Below are 19,824 nucleotides of genomic sequence, written 5' to 3'. Positions count from 1 at the left end.
GCGGGCTCCTAAAAGGCCGGCAACCCATTCCCGAGGACGGCTCATGCAGGAAGTCGAAGACAAGACGCTGCTTCCGAACCCCGATGGGTCCCATCCGGTCACCCCTGTGTTCCGGGACGAGGAAGGCGAGCTCAACCCGGAATTCCTGGCTGCGGCCGCCGACGCCATCGAGGCCTCGGACGCCGATCTCCTGCAGCGCCTCGTCGAGGACTTCCACGAATCCGAGATGGGCGACCTCCTGGAAGCGCTGGTGCCCGAGCACCGCCACCGCCTGATCGAGCTTCTCGGCTCCTCCTTCGATTTTGCCGCGCTGACCGAGGTGGACGAGGCGGTCCGCGAGGAAATCCTCGAGGAGCTCGAAACCTCTGCTGTGGCCGAGGGCGTGCGCGAGCTCGATTCCGACGACGCCATCACCATTCTCGAAAGCCTGCCGGAAGACGAACAGGCGGAGGTCCTCGACCAGCTTCCCGCCATCGAGCGCGTGGCGCTCCAGCGCTCCCTCGACTACCCGGAAGACAGCGCCGGCCGGCGCATGCAGACAGAGTTCATCGCCGTGCCGCCGTTCTGGACCGTGGGGCAGACGATCGACTTCATGCGCGAGACCGACGACCTGCCGGAGACCTTCTACGAGATCTTCGTCATCGATCCCGCGGGCCATCTGCTCGGATCGGTGCCCCTGGACAAGCTCCTGCGCTCCAAGCGTCCGGTCACGATCCAGGAGATCATGAACGACGAGCCGGACCGGGTGGAAGCCATCCAGAACCAGGAGGAGGTGGCCCGCCTGTTCGAGCGCTACAATCTCGTCTCGGCCGCCGTGGTCGACGAGGGAGGCCGGCTCGTGGGCACCATCCTGGTCGACGATATCGTGGACGTTCTGGAGGAAGAGGCCGATGCCGACATCAAGCAGCTCGGCGGCGTGAAGTCGGACGAGGAGCTCTCCGACACGATCCTCTACATCCAGAGAAGCCGTTTCCCCTGGCTTTTCGCCAACATGTGCACGGCGCTGATCGCCTCCAGCATCATCCGGCTCTTCGAAGGCTCGCTGCAGCAGATGGTTGCGCTTGCCATCCTCATGCCCATCGTGGCCTCCATGGGAGGCAATGCGGGCACGCAGACCATGACGGTGGCCGTGCGGGCGCTAGCCACCCGTGAGCTGGGACGCTCCAACGCCTGGCGCATCATACGCCGCGAGGGGGCAGTCGGCCTGCTCAACGGCATGGCCTTCGCCCTCATCATGGGGGTCCTGGCGGGGCTATGGTTCGAGTCGCCGGAACTCGGCCTCGTGATCGGCCTTGCCCTCATCACGGTTCTGTTCTTCGCGGCGCTCGGCGGCATCTTCGTGCCCCTCACCCTCAACCGGATGGGCGTGGACCCCGCCGTCTCGTCCGGTCCGTTCGTCACCAGCATCACGGATATCGTGGGATTCTTCGCCTTTTTAGGCATCGCAACCGCATGGTTTAACCTGTAAGCTTGTTTCGCGCCTGTCTCGTAAGGGCCTGTTAACGCTCTTGCGTCATCCCTGGTGCGATCCAGTCCTGCGTCCAATACAGTTGAACCGATGAAGACTCGCCGCCGCTCCACCAGCCGTTCCAAGAACTCTGGCCTGACGACGTTCGCTCAGATCGCCCGGTTCAGCGCGCTTGCCACGATTGCCCTGGGCCTTGCCTCCTGCGCCATCGCCCCCTCGTCGAGCCGCTACCCGGCCAAGAGCGATGCCCGCCCGCATGAGGGCGTCGCCACGGCTCACAGGCTGCCGATCCATGGCGTCGACATCTCGAAGTGGCAGGGCGACGTGGACTGGGCGTCCCTGCGCCAGGCCGGCACCAAGTTCGCCTTCATCAAGGCGACCGAGGGCGGCGATCACATCGACAGCAAGTTTCACGAGAACTGGCAGGCTGCCAGGCGCGCAGGCGTTCCGCGCGGCGCCTATCACTTCGTCTATTGGTGCCGCCCGGCCCACGAGCAGGCGGCATGGTTCAAGCGGAACGTCCCGGCGGATCCGGATGCCCTCCCCCCGGTGCTCGACGTGGAGTGGAACGGCCAGTCGGTGAACTGCCCGAAGAAGGTTCCGCGCGAGCAGGCCCTGGCCATGATCGATCTCATGCTGCGCGAGATGGAGGCCCATACGGGCAAGCGGCCGATCATCTACACCGACATCACCTTCCACAAGGAGATCCTGGAAGGCGAGTTCAACGACCATCCCTACTGGATCCGCAGCACGGCAGCCGAGCCCCACGTGCGCTACAACAACCGCCGCTGGACCTTCTGGCAGTTCACCACCACGGGCCGCGTGCCCGGCGTGAAGGGCGATGTGGACCGCAACGCCTTCTACGGCACGGACAATCAATGGCGCATGTTCGTCGCCAGCGCCTGCGACCCGCGCGACCACAGCCGTCTCAGGCAGGCAGGCATCTGCCGCGACATGGACGCGGTGCAGACGGCGAGCATCGACGAATAAACCCTCAGCCGGATTGAGGTTCAGGCTCCCCACGGATCGTGCGGGAGCCTTTTCTTTGTCACTCCAAGCCAAATGCGGGCCGGGTCCTGTCCCCGCCTCACTTTTCTTGACGCCCCGGCCTTGATAAGGGCAGCATTGCTGACCAAAATGGTCCGCGACAAAAACGATCCATCGCGTACCCTGCCGGGTCACGAATGGAACGGGGAGGAATCAATGCTGCCGAACGCCGCCAAGGGCTTCAATTTCGATCTCGGCGAGACCGCCGACGCCATCCGCGAGACCGTGCGCGACTTCGCGCAGGACAAGATCGCGCCGCGCGCCGAGGAGATCGACCGCACCAACCAGTTCCCGCGCGACCTCTGGCCCCAGATGGGCGAGCTCGGCCTTCACGGCATCACGGTGGAAGAGGATTACGGCGGGGCAGGCCTCGGCTATCTCGAGCACGTGATCGCCATGGAGGAGATCTCCCGCGCCTCCGCGTCGGTGGGCCTCTCCTACGGCGCCCACTCGAACCTGTGCGTGAACCAGATCCGCCGCAACGGCAACGAGGACCAGAAGCGCCGCTATCTGCCGAAGCTGATCTCCGGCGAGCATGTGGGCGCGCTCGCCATGTCCGAGCCGGGCTCCGGCTCCGACGTGGTATCCATGCGCACCCGCGCCGAGAAGCGCGGCGACCGCTACGTACTCAACGGCAACAAGATGTGGATCACCAACGGCCCTACCGCCGAGACCCTGGTCGTCTACGCCAAGACCGATCCGGAGGCAGGCCCGCGCGGCATGACGGCCTTCCTGATCGAGAAAGGCTTCAAGGGCTTCTCCACACACCAGAAACTCGACAAGCTCGGCATGCGCGGCTCCGACACCTGCGAGCTGGTGTTCGAGGATTGCGAGGTGCCGGAGGAGAACGTGCTGGGCCAGGTCGGCCGGGGCGTGAACGTGCTCATGTCCGGCCTTGACTACGAGCGCGCCGTACTGGCGGCCGGCTCCACCGGTATCATGCAGGCCTGCATGGACGTGGTGCTGCCCTATATCCACGAGCGCAAGCAGTTCGGACAGGCCATCGGCGAGTTCCAGCTCGTGCAGGGCAAAGTCGCCGACATGTACGTGACCATGAACGCGGCCAAGGCCTATGTCTATGCGGTCGCTAAAGCGTGCGACCGGGGCGAGACCACCCGGGAGGACGCCGCCGGCGCGATCCTCTATGCCGCCGAGAACGCCACCCGGATGGCGCTCGACGCCATCCAGCTCCTGGGCGGCAACGGTTACATCAACGACTACCCGACGGGCCGCCTGCTGCGCGACGCCAAGCTCTACGAGATCGGCGCCGGCACCAGCGAGATCCGCCGCATGCTGATCGGCCGCGAGCTGTTCGCGAAGACCGCCTGACCGAGACTGCATCAGGACTCTACAGGAACGGCCGGGCTCAACCCCGGCCGTTCTTGTGTTGAGCCGCCGCAGACGCAACGGGCCTTTCAGTCTCTGAAAGACAGTCTACAGTGAGGAACGGATTCATACCCGCGAGACGGCGATGACCTTGAAGCTCTACGCTCACCCTTTCTCCTCGTACTGCCAGAAGGTTCTGATCTCGCTCTATGAGAACGAGACGCCATTCGAATACCTGACGCTCGACGATTCGAAGAACGGTGCCGCGCTGGAGGCGCTCTGGCCCATCAAGAAGTTTCCCGTGCTCGTGGATAGCGACCGTACCATTTTGGAAGCCAGCATCATCATCGAGCATTTGGACCTCCATCATCCGGGACCGGCGCGGATGATCCCCCCGGATCCTGGGGCAGCTCTCCATGTCCGGATGATGGATCGCTTTTTCGACAGCTACGTCGCAACGCCGATGCAGAAGATCGTCCTTAACCGGAAACGTCCGGAACAGGATCGCGATCCGTACGGCGTCACCGAGGCGCGCGCCATGCTCGACAAGGCTTATGACTGGCTCGACAGGACGCTGGCAGGTCGAGAATGGGCCGCTGGCGCTACCTTCAGCCTTGCCGATTGCGCTGCCGCCCCGGCCTTGTTCTATGCCGACTGGGCTCACCCGATCGGGGAGAGGTTTTCGCACACCCGGAACTACCGACTGAAACTGCTGGCCCGGCCCTCCTTCGCACGAGCAGTGGACGAGGCTCGACCCTACCGTCCGTTCTTCCCTCTCGGTGCCCCGGACCGCGACTGACACGCGGCAGGAATGCGACTGAAAAGGCCTCGCTGTGGTGGCGTTCAAGGCTTTCGACCGCTATGAAAGCCTGATCCATAACAGGGAAGAACCCATGACCCTCGACAAAGCCATTGCCGACGCCCTGCGGGCGGCCTCCACCGCGACGCTCACCACCGTGCTGCTCAAGAAGGGCATCCGCCGGTGCTGGATGAAGGGGCCGATGCCGGCCTTCAACGCGTCGGAGAAGATGGTGGGTCGCGCGTTTACGCTCCGCTTCGTGCCCGCCCGTGAGGACTTGGCGACGCCGGAATCCTGGGCCTCCCCGATCTCCACCCGCGCGGCCATCGAGGACATGCCGGAGGACTGCATCGCCGTGATCGACTCCATGGGCGTCACCGATGCGGGCGTCTTCGGCGACATCCTCACCGCCCGCATGAAGAAGCGCGGCGTGGCGGCGCTCGTGACCGATGGCATGGTGCGCGATGCAGTGGGCGTCGAGGGAACGAACCTGCCGGTCTGGTGCGCGGGCGTGGCGGCCCCTCCGTCCGTTGCTGGCCTGACCTTCGTGGGGTGGCAGGAGCCCATCGGCTGCGGCGGCGTCGCAGTCTTCCCGGATGACGTGATCGTCGCCGACCGCGACGGCGTCGTGGTCATTCCGGCCGCCATGGTGGAAGAGGTCGCCAAGGCGGCGGTGGCGCAGGAGCATTATGAGATGTGGGTCATGCGCGAGGTGGAGCGGGGCGTTCCCCTGCCGGGCCTTTACCCACCCAATGCCGAGACCAAGGCCCGCTACGAGGCCGAGTTGAACAAGTCGTAAGTCTACGCAGCGCTTCGCCGAAGCCTAACGGAGAACCTCTGCGCGTCATGGCCGGCCTTGTGCCGGCCATCCCAGTCCTGTGAAACTCAGTCCTTGATCCAATCGAGATCACCGGCACAAGGCCGGTGACGACGGCGGAAATGATGTTTAGCGAAAGCTTCAAGAATAAGGATGGCGGGTGTTCTACTACCTCTCCAAAATCGCGTGGTTCTTCGCAACGCCATCCAATCTGCTGATCAGCCTGGTTCTGCTTGGGCTGGCTCTCACCTTCTTCAACCGCCTGCGCCGCTTCGGCATCTGGCTGAGCCTCGTCTTCACGCTCGCGACGATCGCGTTGGGCCTGCTCCCCATCGCCAGCTACATCCTGCTGCCGCTGGAAGAACGCTTTCCCGCGTTTCGTGATGACGGCAGGCCGGTTGACGGCATCATCCTGCTCGGCGGGGCGGTGGAGGCATCCGACTCCAAGGCTCGAGGCAGCCTCGTGGCCAATGAATCGGCCGAGCGCGTGCTCGACACGCTCCAACTCGCTCACCGCTATCCGGCCGCGCGGATTCTCATCTCGGGCGGCGGCGGCACGGTCTTCGGGGACGGCGCCGCAGAGGCTCCGATCATCGCGGAGTACTTCAAGAGCATCGGCATCGACCCTGCCCGCATTCTGGTCGAGGACCGCTCGCGGACGACCGCCGAGAACGCCGTCTATTCGCGAGAGCTCGCCAAACCCCGCGAGGGCGAGCGCTGGCTCCTGGTGACATCGGCCTGGCACATGCCGCGCGCCGTCGGGGTGTTCGAGAAGGTTGCATTCCCGGTCACGCCGCACCCGGTCGATTTCCGCACCGCCGGCGGCTCGCGAACGCACCGCCCCTTCGCGTTCATCTCGGAGGGCCTGAGGCGGCTCGATATCGGCACCAAGGAATGGGCGGGCCTGATCGCCTATTACGCGTCCGGGCGAACCACGCGGCTGTTTCCTGGTCCTCAGGATTCCGCAAGCGGCAGCGCCAGCCGGTAGGTGCCGCGAAAATCCTCCGGGTCGACCGGTCGTCCTTTACGCAGGATGACGATGCGCCCCTCCCTCATGAGTCGCACGGCCACCTTGCGGACTGGCTGCATGAGAGGCCCCCACCCGTCCGGCTGGTTGCCGCCGAGGGCCTGGGCGACATCGGCAGGTCCAATGGTTTTGCCGGGTCCCCGCTCCTCCAGGAGGGCGAGCATGGTGGCCTCGAGCTCTTCCGGTGTCGCGGTTCTAGACATTGGTTTGCCTCAAGGCTGCATCATGGGCGTCGGACAGGAACTGGCGTCGCCACATCACGATCAGCACCCCGGCCGTAGCGACCATGAACAGGTAGCCGCTCACGAACCACCCGAGATAGGCGAGCGAGAAGAAGAAGGCCCGCTGGCCGCGATTGAAGTGCTTGCCCGCAACCGCGTTCATGGCACCCGCCTGGCGGGCGACCGCGAGCGCCTCCTCGCGGCTACCCTCCTCCAGCACGGGAACGGCCCCGACGATGATCGCCATGTAGTTGAAGAGCCTGTATGACCAGGCGAACTTGAAGAAGGCATAGACGAAGATCACGGCGAGGCCCCCGACCTTCACGTCCCAGGCCATTCGCGTCGGCGGCTCGCCGAAGGGCAGATCGGCGAACAGCGGCAGGACCGCATCTGTCGAGCGCAGGAGCGCCAGCACGCCACCTATGGCGATCAACGAGGTGGAGGCGAAGAAGGCCGTGCCATTCATGAGCGAGGCGAGGATCGTGGTGTCGACGATCCGATTCTCGCGCACCACCATCTGCTCCATCCAGCGATAGCGGTACTGGTTCATCACCTTGTTGAGGCTTTTCTGTCCCGCTGGCGTGAGTTCGAGGGCGGCGTGGTAGCCGAACCAGGCGATCAGGAAGAAACCCAGCGCCGCGTAGTCGAGATTGGTGAAACCCAGCACCCGTAATCCCCCGTTGACTCCGCCGCCATCATGCCCAGTTTGGTGAAGGGCTCAAAGCGGAAGAACGACCTGTCATGCCTCAAACCATCACTCGCGGCTACAAGACATTGCTCGACGAGGCCAATGCGAAGATCAGGACCGTGCCGGTTGCCGAGGCCGTGTCCTTGCATGGCCGCGAGGACGTGGTGTTCGTGGACCTGCGGGACCCGCGCGAACTGGAGCGGGAGGGACGCATCCCAGGCGCCGTGCACTGCCCGCGCGGCATGCTTGAATTCTGGATCGATCCGGAGAGCCCCTATCACAAGCCGGTCTTCGCCCAGGACAAGACTTATCTGTTCTTCTGCGCCGCCGGGTGGCGCTCCGCCCTCTCGGCTGCAACCGCGCAGGACATGGGTCTGCAGCCGGTCGCCCATATGGAAGGCGGCTTCACCGCCTGGAAGAATGCCGGCGGTGCTGTGGAGGCCGTGGAGCCGAGAAAGGGCTAGACGGTTCGCCGAACCTCGAATCGCTCGGCGAAGTCGGAACTCGCCTCGCTGCCCTCAAGTGTCTCCACATCCTCGACCATAGCGCCGGCAGGCCCGTGACGGCAGGCCTTGAGCATGACCTGAACCAGATCAGCAGGGCCTGAGAATACAGCCTCCACCGAGCCATCCTGTCTGTTCCTGACCCAGCCTCTGAGGCCATGCAGCTCCGCCTGATGCTGCGTCCAGGCCCGGAAGCTCACGCCCTGGACACGGCCACGGATCAGCACATGGATGGTTCGTGGTTCGGTCATCGCGCCTCAGCGGTGGGCATGGCGGGCATCGGTGCCCCGCCCGGCATAATCTTCATCAAGCGTCTCGATGATGCGCTCCGCATTTTGAGGGTCCACCTTGCGCAGGATCTCGTCGATCTTCGCCTCCATCCGGTCGTCCCCCTCTTTGGACTGAGGCGAACCGACATAGAGCAGGATGGCGAGCCCTCCCACCTGCCAGAGAAGCTGCAGGAACTCGGACTGCCAGTTCTCGAAGGTGTCGCGGGACATCTCCACCAGGTATTCGGAGATCTGGATCGGCTGGGCATGGGCCTGCTGCTCGCTGACATAAGCAAACCAGCCAAAGAGCCAGTGACCGACGAAGGAAACCAGGAAGAACCCCAACGTGACCCAGGCATAGCCATAGGCCTTCAAAGGGGAGCGAGACTTTGTGTTCATGACCGACCTCTTACGCAAACCATCCGTCACGCCGACTCAACGCGCCGATATGGCAAAGGTTCTCAGGCGAGCACGGAACGAATCCTCAGCTTCAGAATTCAAGCTGAACAGTGTTTGGCTCAGGTGCATCATGCGTATGACGATGGCGGCGATCCTGATCGGACTTCTCGCCGCAGGCGGCTGCAGCGATTTTCCCAAGGACAATGCGGAGACCCTGAAGCAGCTCCGGGCAGGCCGGGAGATGAAGGTGGGGGTGGCCAATAACCCGCCCTGGGCCTCAGTCGCAGAGGGACAGATCGGAGGTGTGGAACCCGGCCTCGTCTCCCAATGGGCCGAAAGCCTCGGAACAAGAGCCCGTTTCATCACCGGCCCCACGGACGATCTGGTGGAGGCGCTCTACAAGCGGGATTTGGACGTCCTGGTCATGGGCATGACCGACAAGACACCCCATTCCGGCAAGCTCGCCCTGTCTCAGCCTTATCTGGAGGTCAAAACCCATATCGGCGTTGCACCGGGGCAGACGCCCCTGGCCGACTGGACGGGACAGCGCATGGCCGTGGATCCGGAGCGCCTCGCCCTTGTGGCGCAGGTCCGGGAAATGGAAGCCGAACCCGTGCCTCTTGGAAGCGACCCTCCGGTGCCGATCATGGCCGGGTACGACTTCGAGCTCCAACGGCGCGGCTTCAAGCCGACGGAGGATGAGCTTTCGACCGAAAGAAGGGTCATGGCCGTCATACCGGGGGAGAGCGCACTCCTCCTCTCCCTCGACCAGTTTCTGCAAGCCCAGGACAAGGAGGCCCTTAAGGGCAAGGCCCTGGAGTCTCTGCAATGAGGCCGATCGAGAACTTCGAATTCCCCGAGGACAAGAGAGCCCTGTTCAAGCGCGCCCAGCGCCTCGAGGTGATAACGGTCCTCTACATCGCGTCGGCCGCAACGGCCCTGTACATCACCATGGGCTCATCGCAGGCCATGCGGGCTAGCTTCTTCGAGGATGTGATCAGCGTCATTCCGGCTATCGTCTTCCTCATCTGCAGCCGCATCGCCCTATGGCCCCCGAACCGCAAGTTTCCCTACGGCTATCACGGGGCGGTTTCCATCGGCTATCTCATCTCGTCGGTCGCGCTCGTCGGGATGGGGGTGTTCCTGCTCTTCGAATCCGTCTCCAAGTTCCTCTCGGGCGAGCGCACCACCATCGGCGGCATGCACATCTTCGGGGAGACGATCTGGGCCGGCTGGCCCATGCTGGCGGCCATTGCCTATACGGGGATTCCGAGCGTCATCCTGGGGCACATGAAGCTGAAGCTGGCGCCCAAGATCCACGACAAGATTCTTTATGCTGACGCCAAGATGATGAAGGCCGACTGGATGGCGGAAAGCGCCACGGCCATCGGCGTGCTTGGGGTGGGCCTCGGCTATTGGTGGATCGATCCTCTGGCAGCGGGCATCATAGCTCTCGACATTCTCAAGGACGGTGTTTCCAACCTTGGAGTCGTCATCGGCGACCTCATGGAGCGGCGCCCGAAAAAGACGGACCGCTCGGCCTACGAGACGCTGCCTGAGGATCTCCAACGCAGGATCGAAGCCTTGGATTGGGTGAAGGAAGCCGAGGTTCGCCTTCGCGAAAGCGGCCATATCGTCCTCGGGGAGGTCTATGTGGTGCCGAGCAAGACGGACAATCTTCCGGAGCGGGTGGGCCATGCCATCGACGACGCCAAGGAGATGAACTGGCGCCTGCACGACGTCACCATTTCCGTCGTGCCCAGCCTCAAGGGAGATGCCTCACCGGCGCCGGATGGGCAAGGCTGATCCACCCGGAGTTCTCCAGAGCGGGCGAACCTTGGGTTCTTGACGAACCGGCGCGGAGGCCCGGGTCTTCGGCAGCCACACACCCAGGTTCCGGATGTAATCCTCCGGCAGGCCGGCATGCTGCGCGGCCTCGACCACACCCTCCATATAGCCGGGCAGCGGGGTGCCGGGCTTTGCGCTGCGCCCCACATAGACGATCGCCCGACGCGGCCCCTGTGCCGTCACGATCGGCTGGACGACCTTGGCGTAGAGGCCTGTCGAGAGGCTCTCATATCGGTCGAGAGCCGGTACGTCCGCCAGCGCCAGATCCCACACCATGCCCCAGACCGCCCGCTGAGGGTCACGGACGACGGTGGCGTAGCCCTCGTCGAAGATCATGAAGCGGTGACGCATGAGCCGCCCGATGCCCACGGGCTTCGAGGCCGGGCAACGCCCAAGCATGGCGGCCCGGTCCATGTTGGAACCGTAGGCGAAATAAAGGGGCATCGAGGCTCTCGCTGTTCCTGCTCAGCCATCACAGCAGAGCTCATCCTGAGGAGCAGAGGAAGTCTGCGTCTCGAAGGATCGAAAGAGTTCCCAGTGCTCACTGGAGACGCCCTCATCCTTCGAGACGGACCTGACGATCCTCCTCAGGATGAGGGCTATGATGATGCCATTCAGGCGAATTCCAGGATCACGGCGTCGACCGCGAGGCTGTCGCCTTCCTTGGCATGAATCTTGGAGATGGTGCCGTCGCGTTCCGCGCGCAACACGTTCTCCATCTTCATGGCTTCCACGATGCACAGCGGCTCGCCCGCCTTGACCTCCTGGCCCTGGGCGACGCTGATCGCCTTCACGAGACCCGGCATGGGGCAGAGCAGCTGCTTGCCCGTATCCGCCTCCAGCCGCTCCGGCATCAGGGCGGCGAGTTCCGCCTCGCGCTTGGTATAAACCTTGACGTCGGCGGAGGCCCCAGCGTGGGAGAGCGCGACGCCATTGAGGATCGGGCGCACCTGCACGGCAATCGCTTCTCCGCCCACGGTGCCGGTCCAGACCGGCTGGCCGGGAATCCAGCTCGACACGATAGGCCAGGACTGGCCGCCGATCACGACCGCGAAGCCATCCGCGATGTCCTCGATCACGACCTCATGGCGCTCCTGGCCCAGAAGCACCACCCGCTCCCGCTCGAAGCGCAGGCTTGCGGCCGAGCGCATCTGACCCGAGATGTGCCGCTTGCGCTCGTTCAGCACGTGGTCGATGGCGGCACCGACCGCCGCCATGCGCAAAGCCACCTCGCCTTCCGGCGCGGGCGCCTTGAACCCTTGCGGGAACTCCTCGGCAATGAAGCCGGTGGAGAGCTTGCCCGACTGCCACCGCGGATGCTGCATCAGGGCCGTGAGGAACGGGATGTTGTGGCGGATGCCCTCGATGGCGAAGGCGTCGAGCGCGCGCGCCTGGGCCTCGATGGCCTGGAGGCGGGTCGGGGCATGGGTCACCAGCTTGGCGATCATCGGATCGTAATAGATCGAGATCTCGCCGCCCTCGTAGACGCCGGTGTCATTGCGCACCGTGACGCCCTCCTGCTCGCCCTCGTTCGGCGGCCGGTAGGTAACGAGCCGGCCCGTGGAGGGCAGGAAGTTGCGCACCGGGTCTTCCGCATAGATGCGGCTTTCCACCGACCAGCCGTTGAGCTTCACCTCGGCTTGAGACAGGCGCAGCTTCTCGCCGGCGGCCACGCGGATCATCTCCTCCACCAGGTCGATGCCTGTAATCATCTCGGTCACCGGGTGCTCCACCTGGAGGCGGGTGTTCATCTCGAGGAAGTAGAACGACTTGTCCTGGCCGGCCACGAACTCCACCGTGCCGGCGGAATCGTAGCCCACGGCCTTGGCGAGCGCGACCGCCTGCTCGCCCATGAGGCGGCGGGTCTCTTCGTCGAGGAGCGGCGACGGCGCCTCCTCGATGACCTTCTGGTTGCGGCGCTGGATCGAGCATTCGCGCTCGCCGAGATAGATCACGTTGCCGTGCTTGTCGCCGAGCACCTGGATTTCGATGTGGCGCGGGTCGGTGATGAACTTCTCGATGAACACGCGGCTGTCGCCGAAGGATGAGGCCGCCTCCGACGTGGCGCGGGCAAAGCCCTCGGCCACTTCATCGGAGGAGTAGGCAATGCGCATGCCCTTGCCGCCGCCGCCGGCGGAGGCCTTGATCATGACCGGATAGCCGATCTCATCGGCGATGGTGACTGCCTGCTCCGGCCCCTCGATGACGCCGAGATAGCCCGGCACCGTGGAGACCTTGGCGGCGGCTGCCGCCTTCTTCGATTCGATCTTGTCGCCCATGGCCGCGATGGCGCCGGGGTTCGGGCCGATGAAGACGATGCCGGCCTCGGCGAGCGCCTTCGGGAAGGCCTCGCGCTCGGACAGGAAGCCATAGCCCGGATGGACGGCCTGGGCGCCGGTGGCCTTACAGGCTTCGATGATCTTCTCGATGACGAGATAGGACTGGGCTGCAGCGGCCGGGCCGATATGGACAGCCTCGTCCGCCATCTCCACGTGGAGGGCGTCCCGGTCGGCGTCAGAATAGACCGCCACGGTCTTGATGCCCATCCGCCGGGCCGTCTTGATGACCCGGCACGCGATCTCGCCCCGGTTGGCAATCAGGATCTTGTCGAACATGAACCCTCGAACGCTCCACCCTATGGCGCATCGTGCGATCCGGAGGGCCGCGTTAGCGAAAAAGTGGCCCCGGTTTTTCGCTCCGAACGATGCGCTCACTGAAACAGTTAGCCCCACCTCCGTTACTGCACATCCGTGCCTTGGGGAAGCGGGGCTTCGTTCAGCATTTAGCTTTAGATCGTTAAGGTATGTCAGGCGGCGATCTGGGAAAGCCTCGCCTGCTGGCGTCCGCGCATGATGAAGTCGAGGAGCGCCACGTCCACATGCCCCGCCTCGTCCAGGATGGCATAGGCGATGCTCATGGCGTTCGGGGACGGTCCGCTGACCTCCAGAAGGGTCGCGAGCCAGAGGGCGTCGTCATTGCTGACCACGCCGCGGGGAGCACGCTTCCAGATGACGAAATCGACCACGAGCTTGCTCAGCACCGCTCCCCAGCCTTCGACAGCGGTGACCGTGCGGTCGAGGGCCAGCAGGGACTCGACCTCAAGACGGCTCGTGATCCCATTGAGGAGGATCTCGCCCTCAAGCATCGCAAGGTCATCATGGGAGACATGGCCTCTCTCGATGGCGCCGTCGATGAAATCGCGAAGTTGATCCTTCAACATCCGTTTGACTCCTCCCGGCTTGATCTTTTGCTCAACGCCGGTTGATCGCTTGTGCGGGATGACATTCACACGGGCATCAGGGCTAAACCGTTAATGCGGCATGCTGAATCGCCGTTGAGGTTAAGCCTTGTTGAGACTCTTTGGTTGCCGGAATCTTGACGGATCCGATTCCCCAACGTTTGCGCGGATTTGCCAGCCGGGGCCTCCGAGCTTTGCATTCCCGCAAGGTCGCCCTTTCCACACTTCATCAGGGCCTGATGGTACTTATTTCCCAGTCAACGCAGCGCAAACCCGCGTCTGCCCGTTAAGGAACGCAACCATGCGGCACCACGGCATTCATCACGTCACCGCCATCGCAGGCCCCGCCCGCCGCAACCTCGATTTCTACACCCGCGCGCTCGGCCTGCGCCTCGTCAAGAAGACCGTCAACTTCGACGATCCCGGCACATACCACTTCTATTTCGGCGACAGCCTCGGCCAGCCGGGCTCGATCCTGACCTTCTTCCCCTGGGAGCATGTGGCGCCGGGACGGAACGGGGTCGGCACAACGCAGGAGACGGCCTTCCGCGTCCCCGAGGGCTCCCTGGGCTTCTGGGCGCACCGCTTCATCGAGCAGGGCGTCGAGCACGGCACCGTGGAGAAGAGCTTCGGGCAGAGCGTGCTGACCTTCAAGGACCCGCACGGCACCAGCCTTGCTCTCATCGGCATTCCCAATGCAGAGACCGAGGAGGCCTGGAATGTGGACGGCATACCGGCGGAGCATGCGATCCGAGGCCTGGAGGGCGTCACCCTTCTCGTCGATAACGGCGATCGGACGGGAGCAATCCTGACGGACGTGTTCGGCTTCCGCGAGACCGCACGCGAGGGTTCCCTCGTCCGCTACCGGACGGACGCCCTCATGGGCAGCACGGTCGATATCCGCAGCGCCGGCGGCTTCCTGCCGGGCCGGATGGGTGGCGGCTCCGTGCATCACGTGGCCTTCCGCGCAAAGGACGATGCCGACCAGGAGGAGATGGTGAGAAAGCTCGCCGAGAACCATGGCCTCCAGACCACGGAGCAGAAGGACCGCAACTACTTCCGGTCCGTCTATTTCCGCGAGCCGGGCGGCATTCTGTTCGAGATCGCCACCGACGAGCCTGGCTTCGCCGCCGACGAAGCGCAGGACAGTCTGGGCGCCGAGCTGAAGCTCCCGGCGTTCCTGGAAGCACGCCGAGGCGACATCGAGGCCCGGTTGCCCGAGCTGGCATAAACAAGCGCCAACCTTCTTCCCTCCCCCTTGCGGGGAGGGATTAAGGGTGGGGGTCGAAATGTCAGAACTCTGTACTTGGCCAGTCGATGCTCAGGGCTTCTACAGCGCCTAACTGGTCCACTCGCTTAGTTGCTCGGACCACCCCCACCCTGTCCCTCCCCGCAAGGGGGAGGGAAACAGCACTCTACGTCTTTCTTCGACAGAAAGAGAATTCATGACCGAACTGTCCTTCATCCACCGCTACGAGCCCTCTACAGAAGCTAACCGTCCCCCGCTCCTGCTGCTCCACGGCACCGGCGGCGACGAAAACGACCTGCTGGCTCTCGGCCGCATGATCTCCCCCGGCTCCGCCCTGCTCTCCCCGCGCGGAAAGATCCTTGAGAACGGCATGCCCCGCTTCTTCCGGCGGCTCGCGGAGGGCGTGTTCGATGAGGAGGATGTCAGGTTCCGGGCAAACGAGCTTGCGGATTTCGTGTCCGAGGCGCGCAAGGCATACGGTCTTGAGGCACCCATCGCGGTCGGCTTCTCGAATGGCGCCAACATCGCCGCCGCCATGCTGATGCTGCGCCCGGACATCTTGACTGGGGCCGCGCTGCTGCGGGCCATGGTGCCGCTGTCCCAGGCTCCCGCCGTGGACCTTGCAGGCAAGCGGGTGCTGATGATCTCGGGCGCCATGGACCCGATCATTCCGGCTGACAACTCAAGGCGTTTGGCTACGTCTCTGTCCGCAGCAGGCGCCGAGGTCCAGCACGAGATCCTGCCGGCAGGTCACAACCTGTCGCAGACGGATCTGCAGTTGCTGGTGCGGTGGTTCGGAGGCTAGGTAGCAGCCCTAAGACGAGGATCCCCTTCCCGCACTTCGTGCGCCGGGGATGAACACTTGTTTCGTCATGGCCGGGCTCGTCCCGGCCTTCCACGTCTCAGAGCAAAGAACTCTCCGCCTACGAAACGCTCAAAGTTCCGGTCTCAAAGAAGCGTTCCATCGCATCCTCCGCCTGCTTGATGCAGATGCCGCGGCATTCGAGCCAGGCATCGTCGAAATGCGTGCTGCGGTAGCGCTCGCCGGAATCGCACAGGAGCGTCACGACGGATCCCGTCTCACCGTTCTTCACCATGTCGCCGACGATCTGCGCCACGGCCCAAAGGTTCGTACCGGTGGAGCCGCCGCAGGAGCGGCCGATGCGCCGCGAGAGAACCCGCGCGGCCGCGATGCTCGCCGCATCCGGCACCGCATGGGCGCGATCAATCAGTTCCGGCACGAAGGACGGCTCGCAGCGCGGGCGGCCGATGCCTTCGATCACCGAAGGCGGCCCCGACACGGTGCAGACCTGCCGGTCCGCCAGATGCCGGTGGAACACGGAGGCCTCGGGATCCGCGAGGCACAGCCGGGTCGGCAGGCGTCGGTAGCGGATGTAGCGCCCGAGCGTGGCCGAGGTGCCGCCGGTCCCCGCCCCTACGACGATCCAGCTCGGGATCGGATGCTCCTCGTGGCTCATCTGGCTGAAGATGGATTCGGCAATGTTGTTGTTGCCACGCCAGTCCGTCGCCCGCTCGGCATAAGTGAACTGATCCATGTAATGGCCGCCGAGTTCCTCGGCGAGCCGAGCGCTCTCCGCATACATCTCGGCCGGGCTGTCCACGAAATGGCTCTCGCCACCATAGAAGGCGATCTGCGCGATCTTCTCTGCAGAGGTCGAGCGCGGCATCACGGCGATGAAGCGTAGGCCCAGCATGCGGGCGAAGTAGGCCTCGGATACGGCGGTTGAGCCGCTCGATGCCTCGATGATCGTGGTCTCCGGCCCGATCCAGCCGTTGCACAGCCCGTAGAGAAACAGCGACCGCGCCAGCCGGTGCTTCAAGCTGCCGGAGGGGTGGGTCGATTCATCCTTGAGGTAGAGTTCGACGCCCGGCACCGCCGGAAGCGGCACCTGCAAGAGATGCGTGTCCGACGAGCGGTTGAAATCCGCCTCGATGATCTGGATGGCGGTGGAGACCCAGGAACGGGGGCAAGGAGCTGGCATGATCACAGCGGAATGTTGTCGTGCTTCTTCCAGGGTCGCTCGGTCTCCTTGTGCCGCAGCATCGCCAGAGCCCGCGCGATTCGACGCCGCGTCGAATGCGGCATGATCACTTCATCGATGTAGCCGCGCTCGGCTGCCACGAAGGGCGACATGAAGCGATCCTCGTATTCCTTTGTGCGGGCCGCGATCTTCTCCGCATCACCAATATCCTGGCGGAAGATGATTTCGACTGCGCCCTTGGCGCCCATGACGGCGATCTGGGCGGTCGGCCAGGCGTAGTTCACGTCGCCGCCGATGTGCTTTGAGGCCATCACGTCATAGGCGCCGCCGAAGGCTTTTCGCGTGATCACCGTCACCAGCGGCACGGTGGCCTCCGAAAAGGCGAAGAGCAGCTTTGCCCCGTGCTTGATCAGGCCACCGTATTCCTGCGCCGTGCCCGGCAGAAAGCCCGGCACATCCTCGAAGGTGACGATCGGAATATTGAAGGCATCGCAGAAGCGGACAAACCGGGCTGCCTTGCGCGAGGCATCCGCGTCGAGCACGCCCGCCAGTACCATCGGCTGGTTGGCCACGAACCCTACCGTGCGGCCCTCGATGCGCCCGAATCCGGTGATGATGTTCTTGGCGTAGGCTTCTTGGATCTCGAAGAAATCCGCCTCGTCCACGACCTTCAGGATCAGCTCCTTCATGTCGTAGGGCTTGTTCGGGTTGTCCGGGATCAGGGTGTCGAGGCTGTCGTCCAGGCGGGCCGGATCGTCGAAGCTCGGGATCTCCGGCACGCCATCGAGGTTGTTGGCGGGCAGGAAGTCGATGAGGCGGCGCACCTGGAGCAGCGCCTCCACGTCGTTGTCGTAGGCGCCGTCCGCCACCGACGACTTGGTGGTGTGGACCTTGGCGCCGCCGAGTTCCTCGGACGTCACCGTCTCGTTGGTGACGGTCTTCACCACGTCGGGGCCGGTGACGAACATGTAGGAGCGGTCGCGCACCATGAAGATGAAGTCGGTCATGGCGGGCGAATAGACGTCGCCGCCGGCGCAGGGACCCATGATGACGGAGATCTGCGGGATGACCCCCGAGGCGATCACGTTGCGCTTGAAAACCTCGCCGTAGCCGCCGAGCGCCGCCACGCCCTCCTGGATGCGGGCGCCACCTGCATCGAACAGGCCGACGATGGGTGCGCGCATCTTGAGCGCCATGTCCTGGATCTTGGTGATCTTCTGGGCATGGGCTTCGGAGAGCGAGCCGCCGAAGACGGTGAAATCCTTGGCGAAGACGAAGACCGTGCGGCCGTTGACGGTGCCCCAGCCGGTCACCACGCCGTCGCCCGGGATCTTGGCCTTGTCCATGCCGAAGTCGGTGGAGCGGTGTTCGACGAACATGTCGAACTCCTCGAAGGAGCCTTTGTCGAGCAACAGTTCGATGCGCTCGCGGGCGGTCAGCTTGCCGCGGGCGTGCTGCGCCTCGATGCGCTTCGCGCCGCCGCCGAGGCGGGCCTGCGCGCGCCGCTCCTCAAGCCGTTCGAGCATGTCTTTCATGGCTGGACCCTGACTCCCGGGGAAAATGATCCCCCGCTTAGCACAGCCGTGCGCGTGTCAAAATCCCACTATGGGTGTGTGCTCCACGCACTTCACAGACCCGTCCGAGCGGGCTAGGAAAGCAGTATTGTTACCTTACAACGGGGCTAAACATGAACAAAACCACCCAGATCACGGCATTCGCCGTGTCCCTGTCGCTCCTGGCGGCCGGCTGCGCCAGCCGCTCGGAGGACGTCGCGGCAGCCTTGTCTCGCCGACCACGTACAGCAGCTACAGCTGCCGGGAGCTGAGCGCTGAGGCCCAGCGCGTCAGCGCGGCGGCTGCGGCAGCCTCGGGCGCCCAGGATTCGCAGCGCACGAAGGACGCGGTCGCCACCACAGCGGCACTCGTCATCTTCTGGCCGGCAGCCTTCTTCGTCAGCGGCAACAACGCCCAGACGGCTGAACTTGCCCGCCTGAAAGGCCAGATGCAGGCAATCGAGGGCGCCTCGGTTCACAAGAAGTGTGGAATCAGCTTCCAGCGCGCCTGAGGCTCTGACGCCCGAAGGCCCAAAGCCGCCGGTGCTGTCGCACCGGCGGTGTTTTCATGACTGGGTCAAGCGAAAAACCAGGGAGGCGGCCATGAAATCAGCCTCACGGCGCCGGCGTCGCTCGATGGCCTCGTAATCCTCGCCCCAGACGCTCTCTTGGTAAAGCTCGTCCACATGTGCGGCCGCCCAAGCCTGATCCGCATCGAGCTGCCGTGCCGCATGGGCGAGCGCGATCAGCACCGAGCCGGACAGGGTCGTCATGACATGGAGGGCAGCAAGCGCAAACGGCGATCCGATCTGCTCGATGGCCCGGCGAATGGCAGCAACCGCCTCCTCCGGCTGGGCTACGTGCATCACGCCCTCTCCCAAGGTAAAGCGGGCGCCATGGGCATTCCTCGCCCAGTCGAGCACCGGGCTCCAGGCAGCTTCCTGTGACCTGGCCAAGCGCTCGGGCTCTCCGGCCCGGTAATAGACGAGGTCCGACCCGGCATAGCGGACGAGATCGTCGACCACCTCGGCCTTTCGGGGCGCAACGCCGTCGATGGCGGAGTTGACGATGCGGGTGACCGGCATGGTGGAAGGATCGATCTCGCCTCCCTGTCCCTGCCATTCCTCCGCCATGGCCTCGGCCAGGGCCCGAGTGGGCACGGCCAGGGCCTGCTTGCCGGGGGTCTTAGCCGTACGGCCGTCGAGGGTGAGATGGAACAAGCCGTCCCGCTCTTCGACCCCAGCCTCCTTGTAGAAGCGCTTCGGCAGGGTGGGCTTCATGCCGGCCTGGGCGGCCCGCATGGGGTTGGGTTCCTCGTCAGACGGGAACCAGTCGCGTGAGTCTGTCATGGGGCGAAAATAGTTGGTCCC

General features: G+C 64.4%; 21 protein-coding genes and 1 pseudogene. 12 read left to right on the top strand and 10 right to left on the bottom strand.

Going from position 1 to position 19,824, the window contains the following annotated elements; translation table 11 throughout:
* The first annotated feature begins 43 nt into the window (after positions 1-43).
* The 6 genes from mgtE to AC0QTX_RS17755 all read left to right on the top strand — a co-directional run bounded on the left by mgtE (position 44) and on the right by AC0QTX_RS17755 (position 6,445).
* Complete coding sequence (gene mgtE, locus AC0QTX_RS17780) at positions 44-1,468, top strand: magnesium transporter (RefSeq protein ID WP_474605147.1); 1,425 nt, start codon at positions 44-46, stop codon at positions 1,466-1,468.
* 90 nt (positions 1,469-1,558) lie between these two features.
* Positions 1,559-2,458, top strand: a complete 900-nt coding sequence (locus AC0QTX_RS17775; protein ID WP_474605146.1) for a glycoside hydrolase family 25 protein — start codon at positions 1,559-1,561, stop codon at positions 2,456-2,458.
* 213 nt (positions 2,459-2,671) lie between these two features.
* Positions 2,672-3,844 (top strand): isovaleryl-CoA dehydrogenase, encoded by a 1,173-nt coding sequence (locus AC0QTX_RS17770; protein ID WP_474605145.1) that lies wholly within the window; start codon positions 2,672-2,674, stop codon positions 3,842-3,844.
* A 142-nt stretch (positions 3,845-3,986) separates the two neighbouring features.
* Positions 3,987-4,640 (top strand): glutathione S-transferase family protein, encoded by a 654-nt coding sequence (locus tag AC0QTX_RS17765; protein ID WP_474605144.1) that lies wholly within the window; start codon positions 3,987-3,989, stop codon positions 4,638-4,640.
* 94 nt (positions 4,641-4,734) lie between these two features.
* Positions 4,735-5,439, top strand: coding sequence for a ribonuclease activity regulator RraA (locus AC0QTX_RS17760; RefSeq protein WP_474605143.1), 705 nt, complete (start codon positions 4,735-4,737; stop codon positions 5,437-5,439).
* A gap of 178 nt (positions 5,440-5,617) precedes the next feature.
* Positions 5,618-6,445 carry a YdcF family protein gene (locus tag AC0QTX_RS17755; protein WP_474605142.1) on the top strand — a complete coding sequence of 276 codons (828 nt, stop codon included), beginning with the start codon at positions 5,618-5,620 and terminating at the stop codon, positions 6,443-6,445.
* On the opposite strand, the gene AC0QTX_RS17750 is transcribed toward AC0QTX_RS17755, so the two are convergent.
* The gene (locus AC0QTX_RS17750; RefSeq protein WP_474605141.1) at positions 6,412-6,687 is read right to left on the bottom strand and encodes a DUF3253 domain-containing protein; all 276 of its coding nucleotides are present in this window, start codon (positions 6,685-6,687) and stop codon (positions 6,412-6,414) included. The two genes, AC0QTX_RS17755 and AC0QTX_RS17750, sit on opposite strands and share 34 nt — an antisense overlap.
* The gene (locus AC0QTX_RS17745; RefSeq protein ID WP_474605140.1) at positions 6,680-7,372 is read right to left on the bottom strand and encodes a DUF599 domain-containing protein; all 693 of its coding nucleotides are present in this window, start codon (positions 7,370-7,372) and stop codon (positions 6,680-6,682) included. Before AC0QTX_RS17745 ends, AC0QTX_RS17750 begins: the two co-directional genes overlap by 8 nt.
* Positions 7,373-7,446: 74 nt before the next feature.
* Here AC0QTX_RS17745 and AC0QTX_RS17740 point away from each other — a divergent pair, with 74 nt between their 5' ends.
* Entirely contained in the window at positions 7,447-7,857 is a 411-nt protein-coding gene (locus AC0QTX_RS17740; RefSeq protein ID WP_474605139.1) for a rhodanese-like domain-containing protein, read from the top strand.
* Here AC0QTX_RS17740 and AC0QTX_RS17735 read toward each other — a convergent pair.
* On the bottom strand, positions 7,854-8,147 hold the full coding sequence (locus AC0QTX_RS17735; RefSeq protein WP_474605138.1) for an acylphosphatase: 294 nt from the start codon (positions 8,145-8,147) through the stop codon (positions 7,854-7,856). The two genes, AC0QTX_RS17740 and AC0QTX_RS17735, sit on opposite strands and share 4 nt — an antisense overlap.
* A gap of 6 nt (positions 8,148-8,153) precedes the next feature.
* On the bottom strand, positions 8,154-8,564 hold the full coding sequence (locus AC0QTX_RS17730) for a DUF6766 family protein (protein WP_474605137.1): 411 nt from the start codon (positions 8,562-8,564) through the stop codon (positions 8,154-8,156).
* 130 nt (positions 8,565-8,694) lie between these two features.
* Between AC0QTX_RS17730 and AC0QTX_RS17725 the strand changes: the two genes are divergently transcribed.
* Both AC0QTX_RS17725 and AC0QTX_RS17720 read left to right on the top strand, forming a co-directional pair.
* A complete protein-coding gene (locus AC0QTX_RS17725; RefSeq protein WP_474605136.1) occupies positions 8,695-9,396 on the top strand; it encodes a transporter substrate-binding domain-containing protein in 702 nt (233 codons plus the stop codon).
* Positions 9,393-10,370, top strand: coding sequence for a cation diffusion facilitator family transporter (locus AC0QTX_RS17720; protein ID WP_474605135.1), 978 nt, complete (start codon positions 9,393-9,395; stop codon positions 10,368-10,370). The genes AC0QTX_RS17725 and AC0QTX_RS17720 overlap by 4 nt, the downstream gene beginning before the upstream one ends.
* 72 nt (positions 10,371-10,442) lie before the next feature.
* Here the strand turns inward: AC0QTX_RS17720 and AC0QTX_RS17715 are convergent.
* From AC0QTX_RS17715 to AC0QTX_RS17705, 3 genes and pseudogenes are all read right to left on the bottom strand, one after another.
* A pseudogene (locus tag AC0QTX_RS17715) lies at positions 10,443-10,856 on the bottom strand (gamma-glutamylcyclotransferase family protein); the annotation flags it as partial.
* A gap of 170 nt (positions 10,857-11,026) precedes the next feature.
* Complete coding sequence (locus AC0QTX_RS17710; protein ID WP_474605134.1) at positions 11,027-13,027, bottom strand: acetyl-CoA carboxylase biotin carboxylase subunit; 2,001 nt, start codon at positions 13,025-13,027, stop codon at positions 11,027-11,029.
* A 191-nt stretch (positions 13,028-13,218) separates the two neighbouring features.
* Positions 13,219-13,632, bottom strand: coding sequence for a hypothetical protein (locus AC0QTX_RS17705; protein WP_474605133.1), 414 nt, complete (start codon positions 13,630-13,632; stop codon positions 13,219-13,221).
* Between the two features lie 319 nt (positions 13,633-13,951).
* Between AC0QTX_RS17705 and AC0QTX_RS17700 the strand changes: the two genes are divergently transcribed.
* Both AC0QTX_RS17700 and AC0QTX_RS17695 read left to right on the top strand, forming a co-directional pair.
* Positions 13,952-14,881, top strand: coding sequence for a ring-cleaving dioxygenase (locus AC0QTX_RS17700; RefSeq protein ID WP_474605132.1), 930 nt, complete (start codon positions 13,952-13,954; stop codon positions 14,879-14,881).
* A gap of 214 nt (positions 14,882-15,095) precedes the next feature.
* Positions 15,096-15,704 (top strand): alpha/beta hydrolase, encoded by a 609-nt coding sequence (locus tag AC0QTX_RS17695; RefSeq protein ID WP_474605131.1) that lies wholly within the window; start codon positions 15,096-15,098, stop codon positions 15,702-15,704.
* Positions 15,705-15,822: 118 nt separating this feature from the next.
* Here the strand turns inward: AC0QTX_RS17695 and AC0QTX_RS17690 are convergent, their stop codons facing one another.
* Both AC0QTX_RS17690 and AC0QTX_RS17685 read right to left on the bottom strand, forming a co-directional pair.
* Positions 15,823-16,902: a PLP-dependent cysteine synthase family protein gene (locus AC0QTX_RS17690; RefSeq protein ID WP_474605130.1), complete on the bottom strand. Its 1,080-nt coding sequence runs from the start codon at positions 16,900-16,902 to the stop codon at positions 15,823-15,825.
* A gap of 2 nt (positions 16,903-16,904) precedes the next feature.
* A complete protein-coding gene (locus AC0QTX_RS17685; protein ID WP_474605129.1) occupies positions 16,905-18,437 on the bottom strand; it encodes an acyl-CoA carboxylase subunit beta in 1,533 nt (510 codons plus the stop codon).
* A gap of 127 nt (positions 18,438-18,564) precedes the next feature.
* Here AC0QTX_RS17685 and AC0QTX_RS17680 point away from each other — a divergent pair, with 127 nt between their 5' ends.
* Positions 18,565-18,966: a hypothetical protein gene (locus AC0QTX_RS17680; protein WP_474605128.1), complete on the top strand. Its 402-nt coding sequence runs from the start codon at positions 18,565-18,567 to the stop codon at positions 18,964-18,966.
* 54 nt (positions 18,967-19,020) lie between these two features.
* Here AC0QTX_RS17680 and AC0QTX_RS17675 read toward each other — a convergent pair whose 3' ends face one another.
* Positions 19,021-19,755: an ATP12 family chaperone protein gene (locus AC0QTX_RS17675; RefSeq protein WP_474605162.1), complete on the bottom strand. Its 735-nt coding sequence runs from the start codon at positions 19,753-19,755 to the stop codon at positions 19,021-19,023.
* Positions 19,756-19,824 lie beyond the last annotated feature (69 nt).

This window comes from Microvirga sp. jy35, from assembly GCF_056148915.1.
The sequence above is the reverse complement of the archived record's forward strand: the minus strand, read 5'-3'. Positions and strand labels throughout refer to the sequence as shown.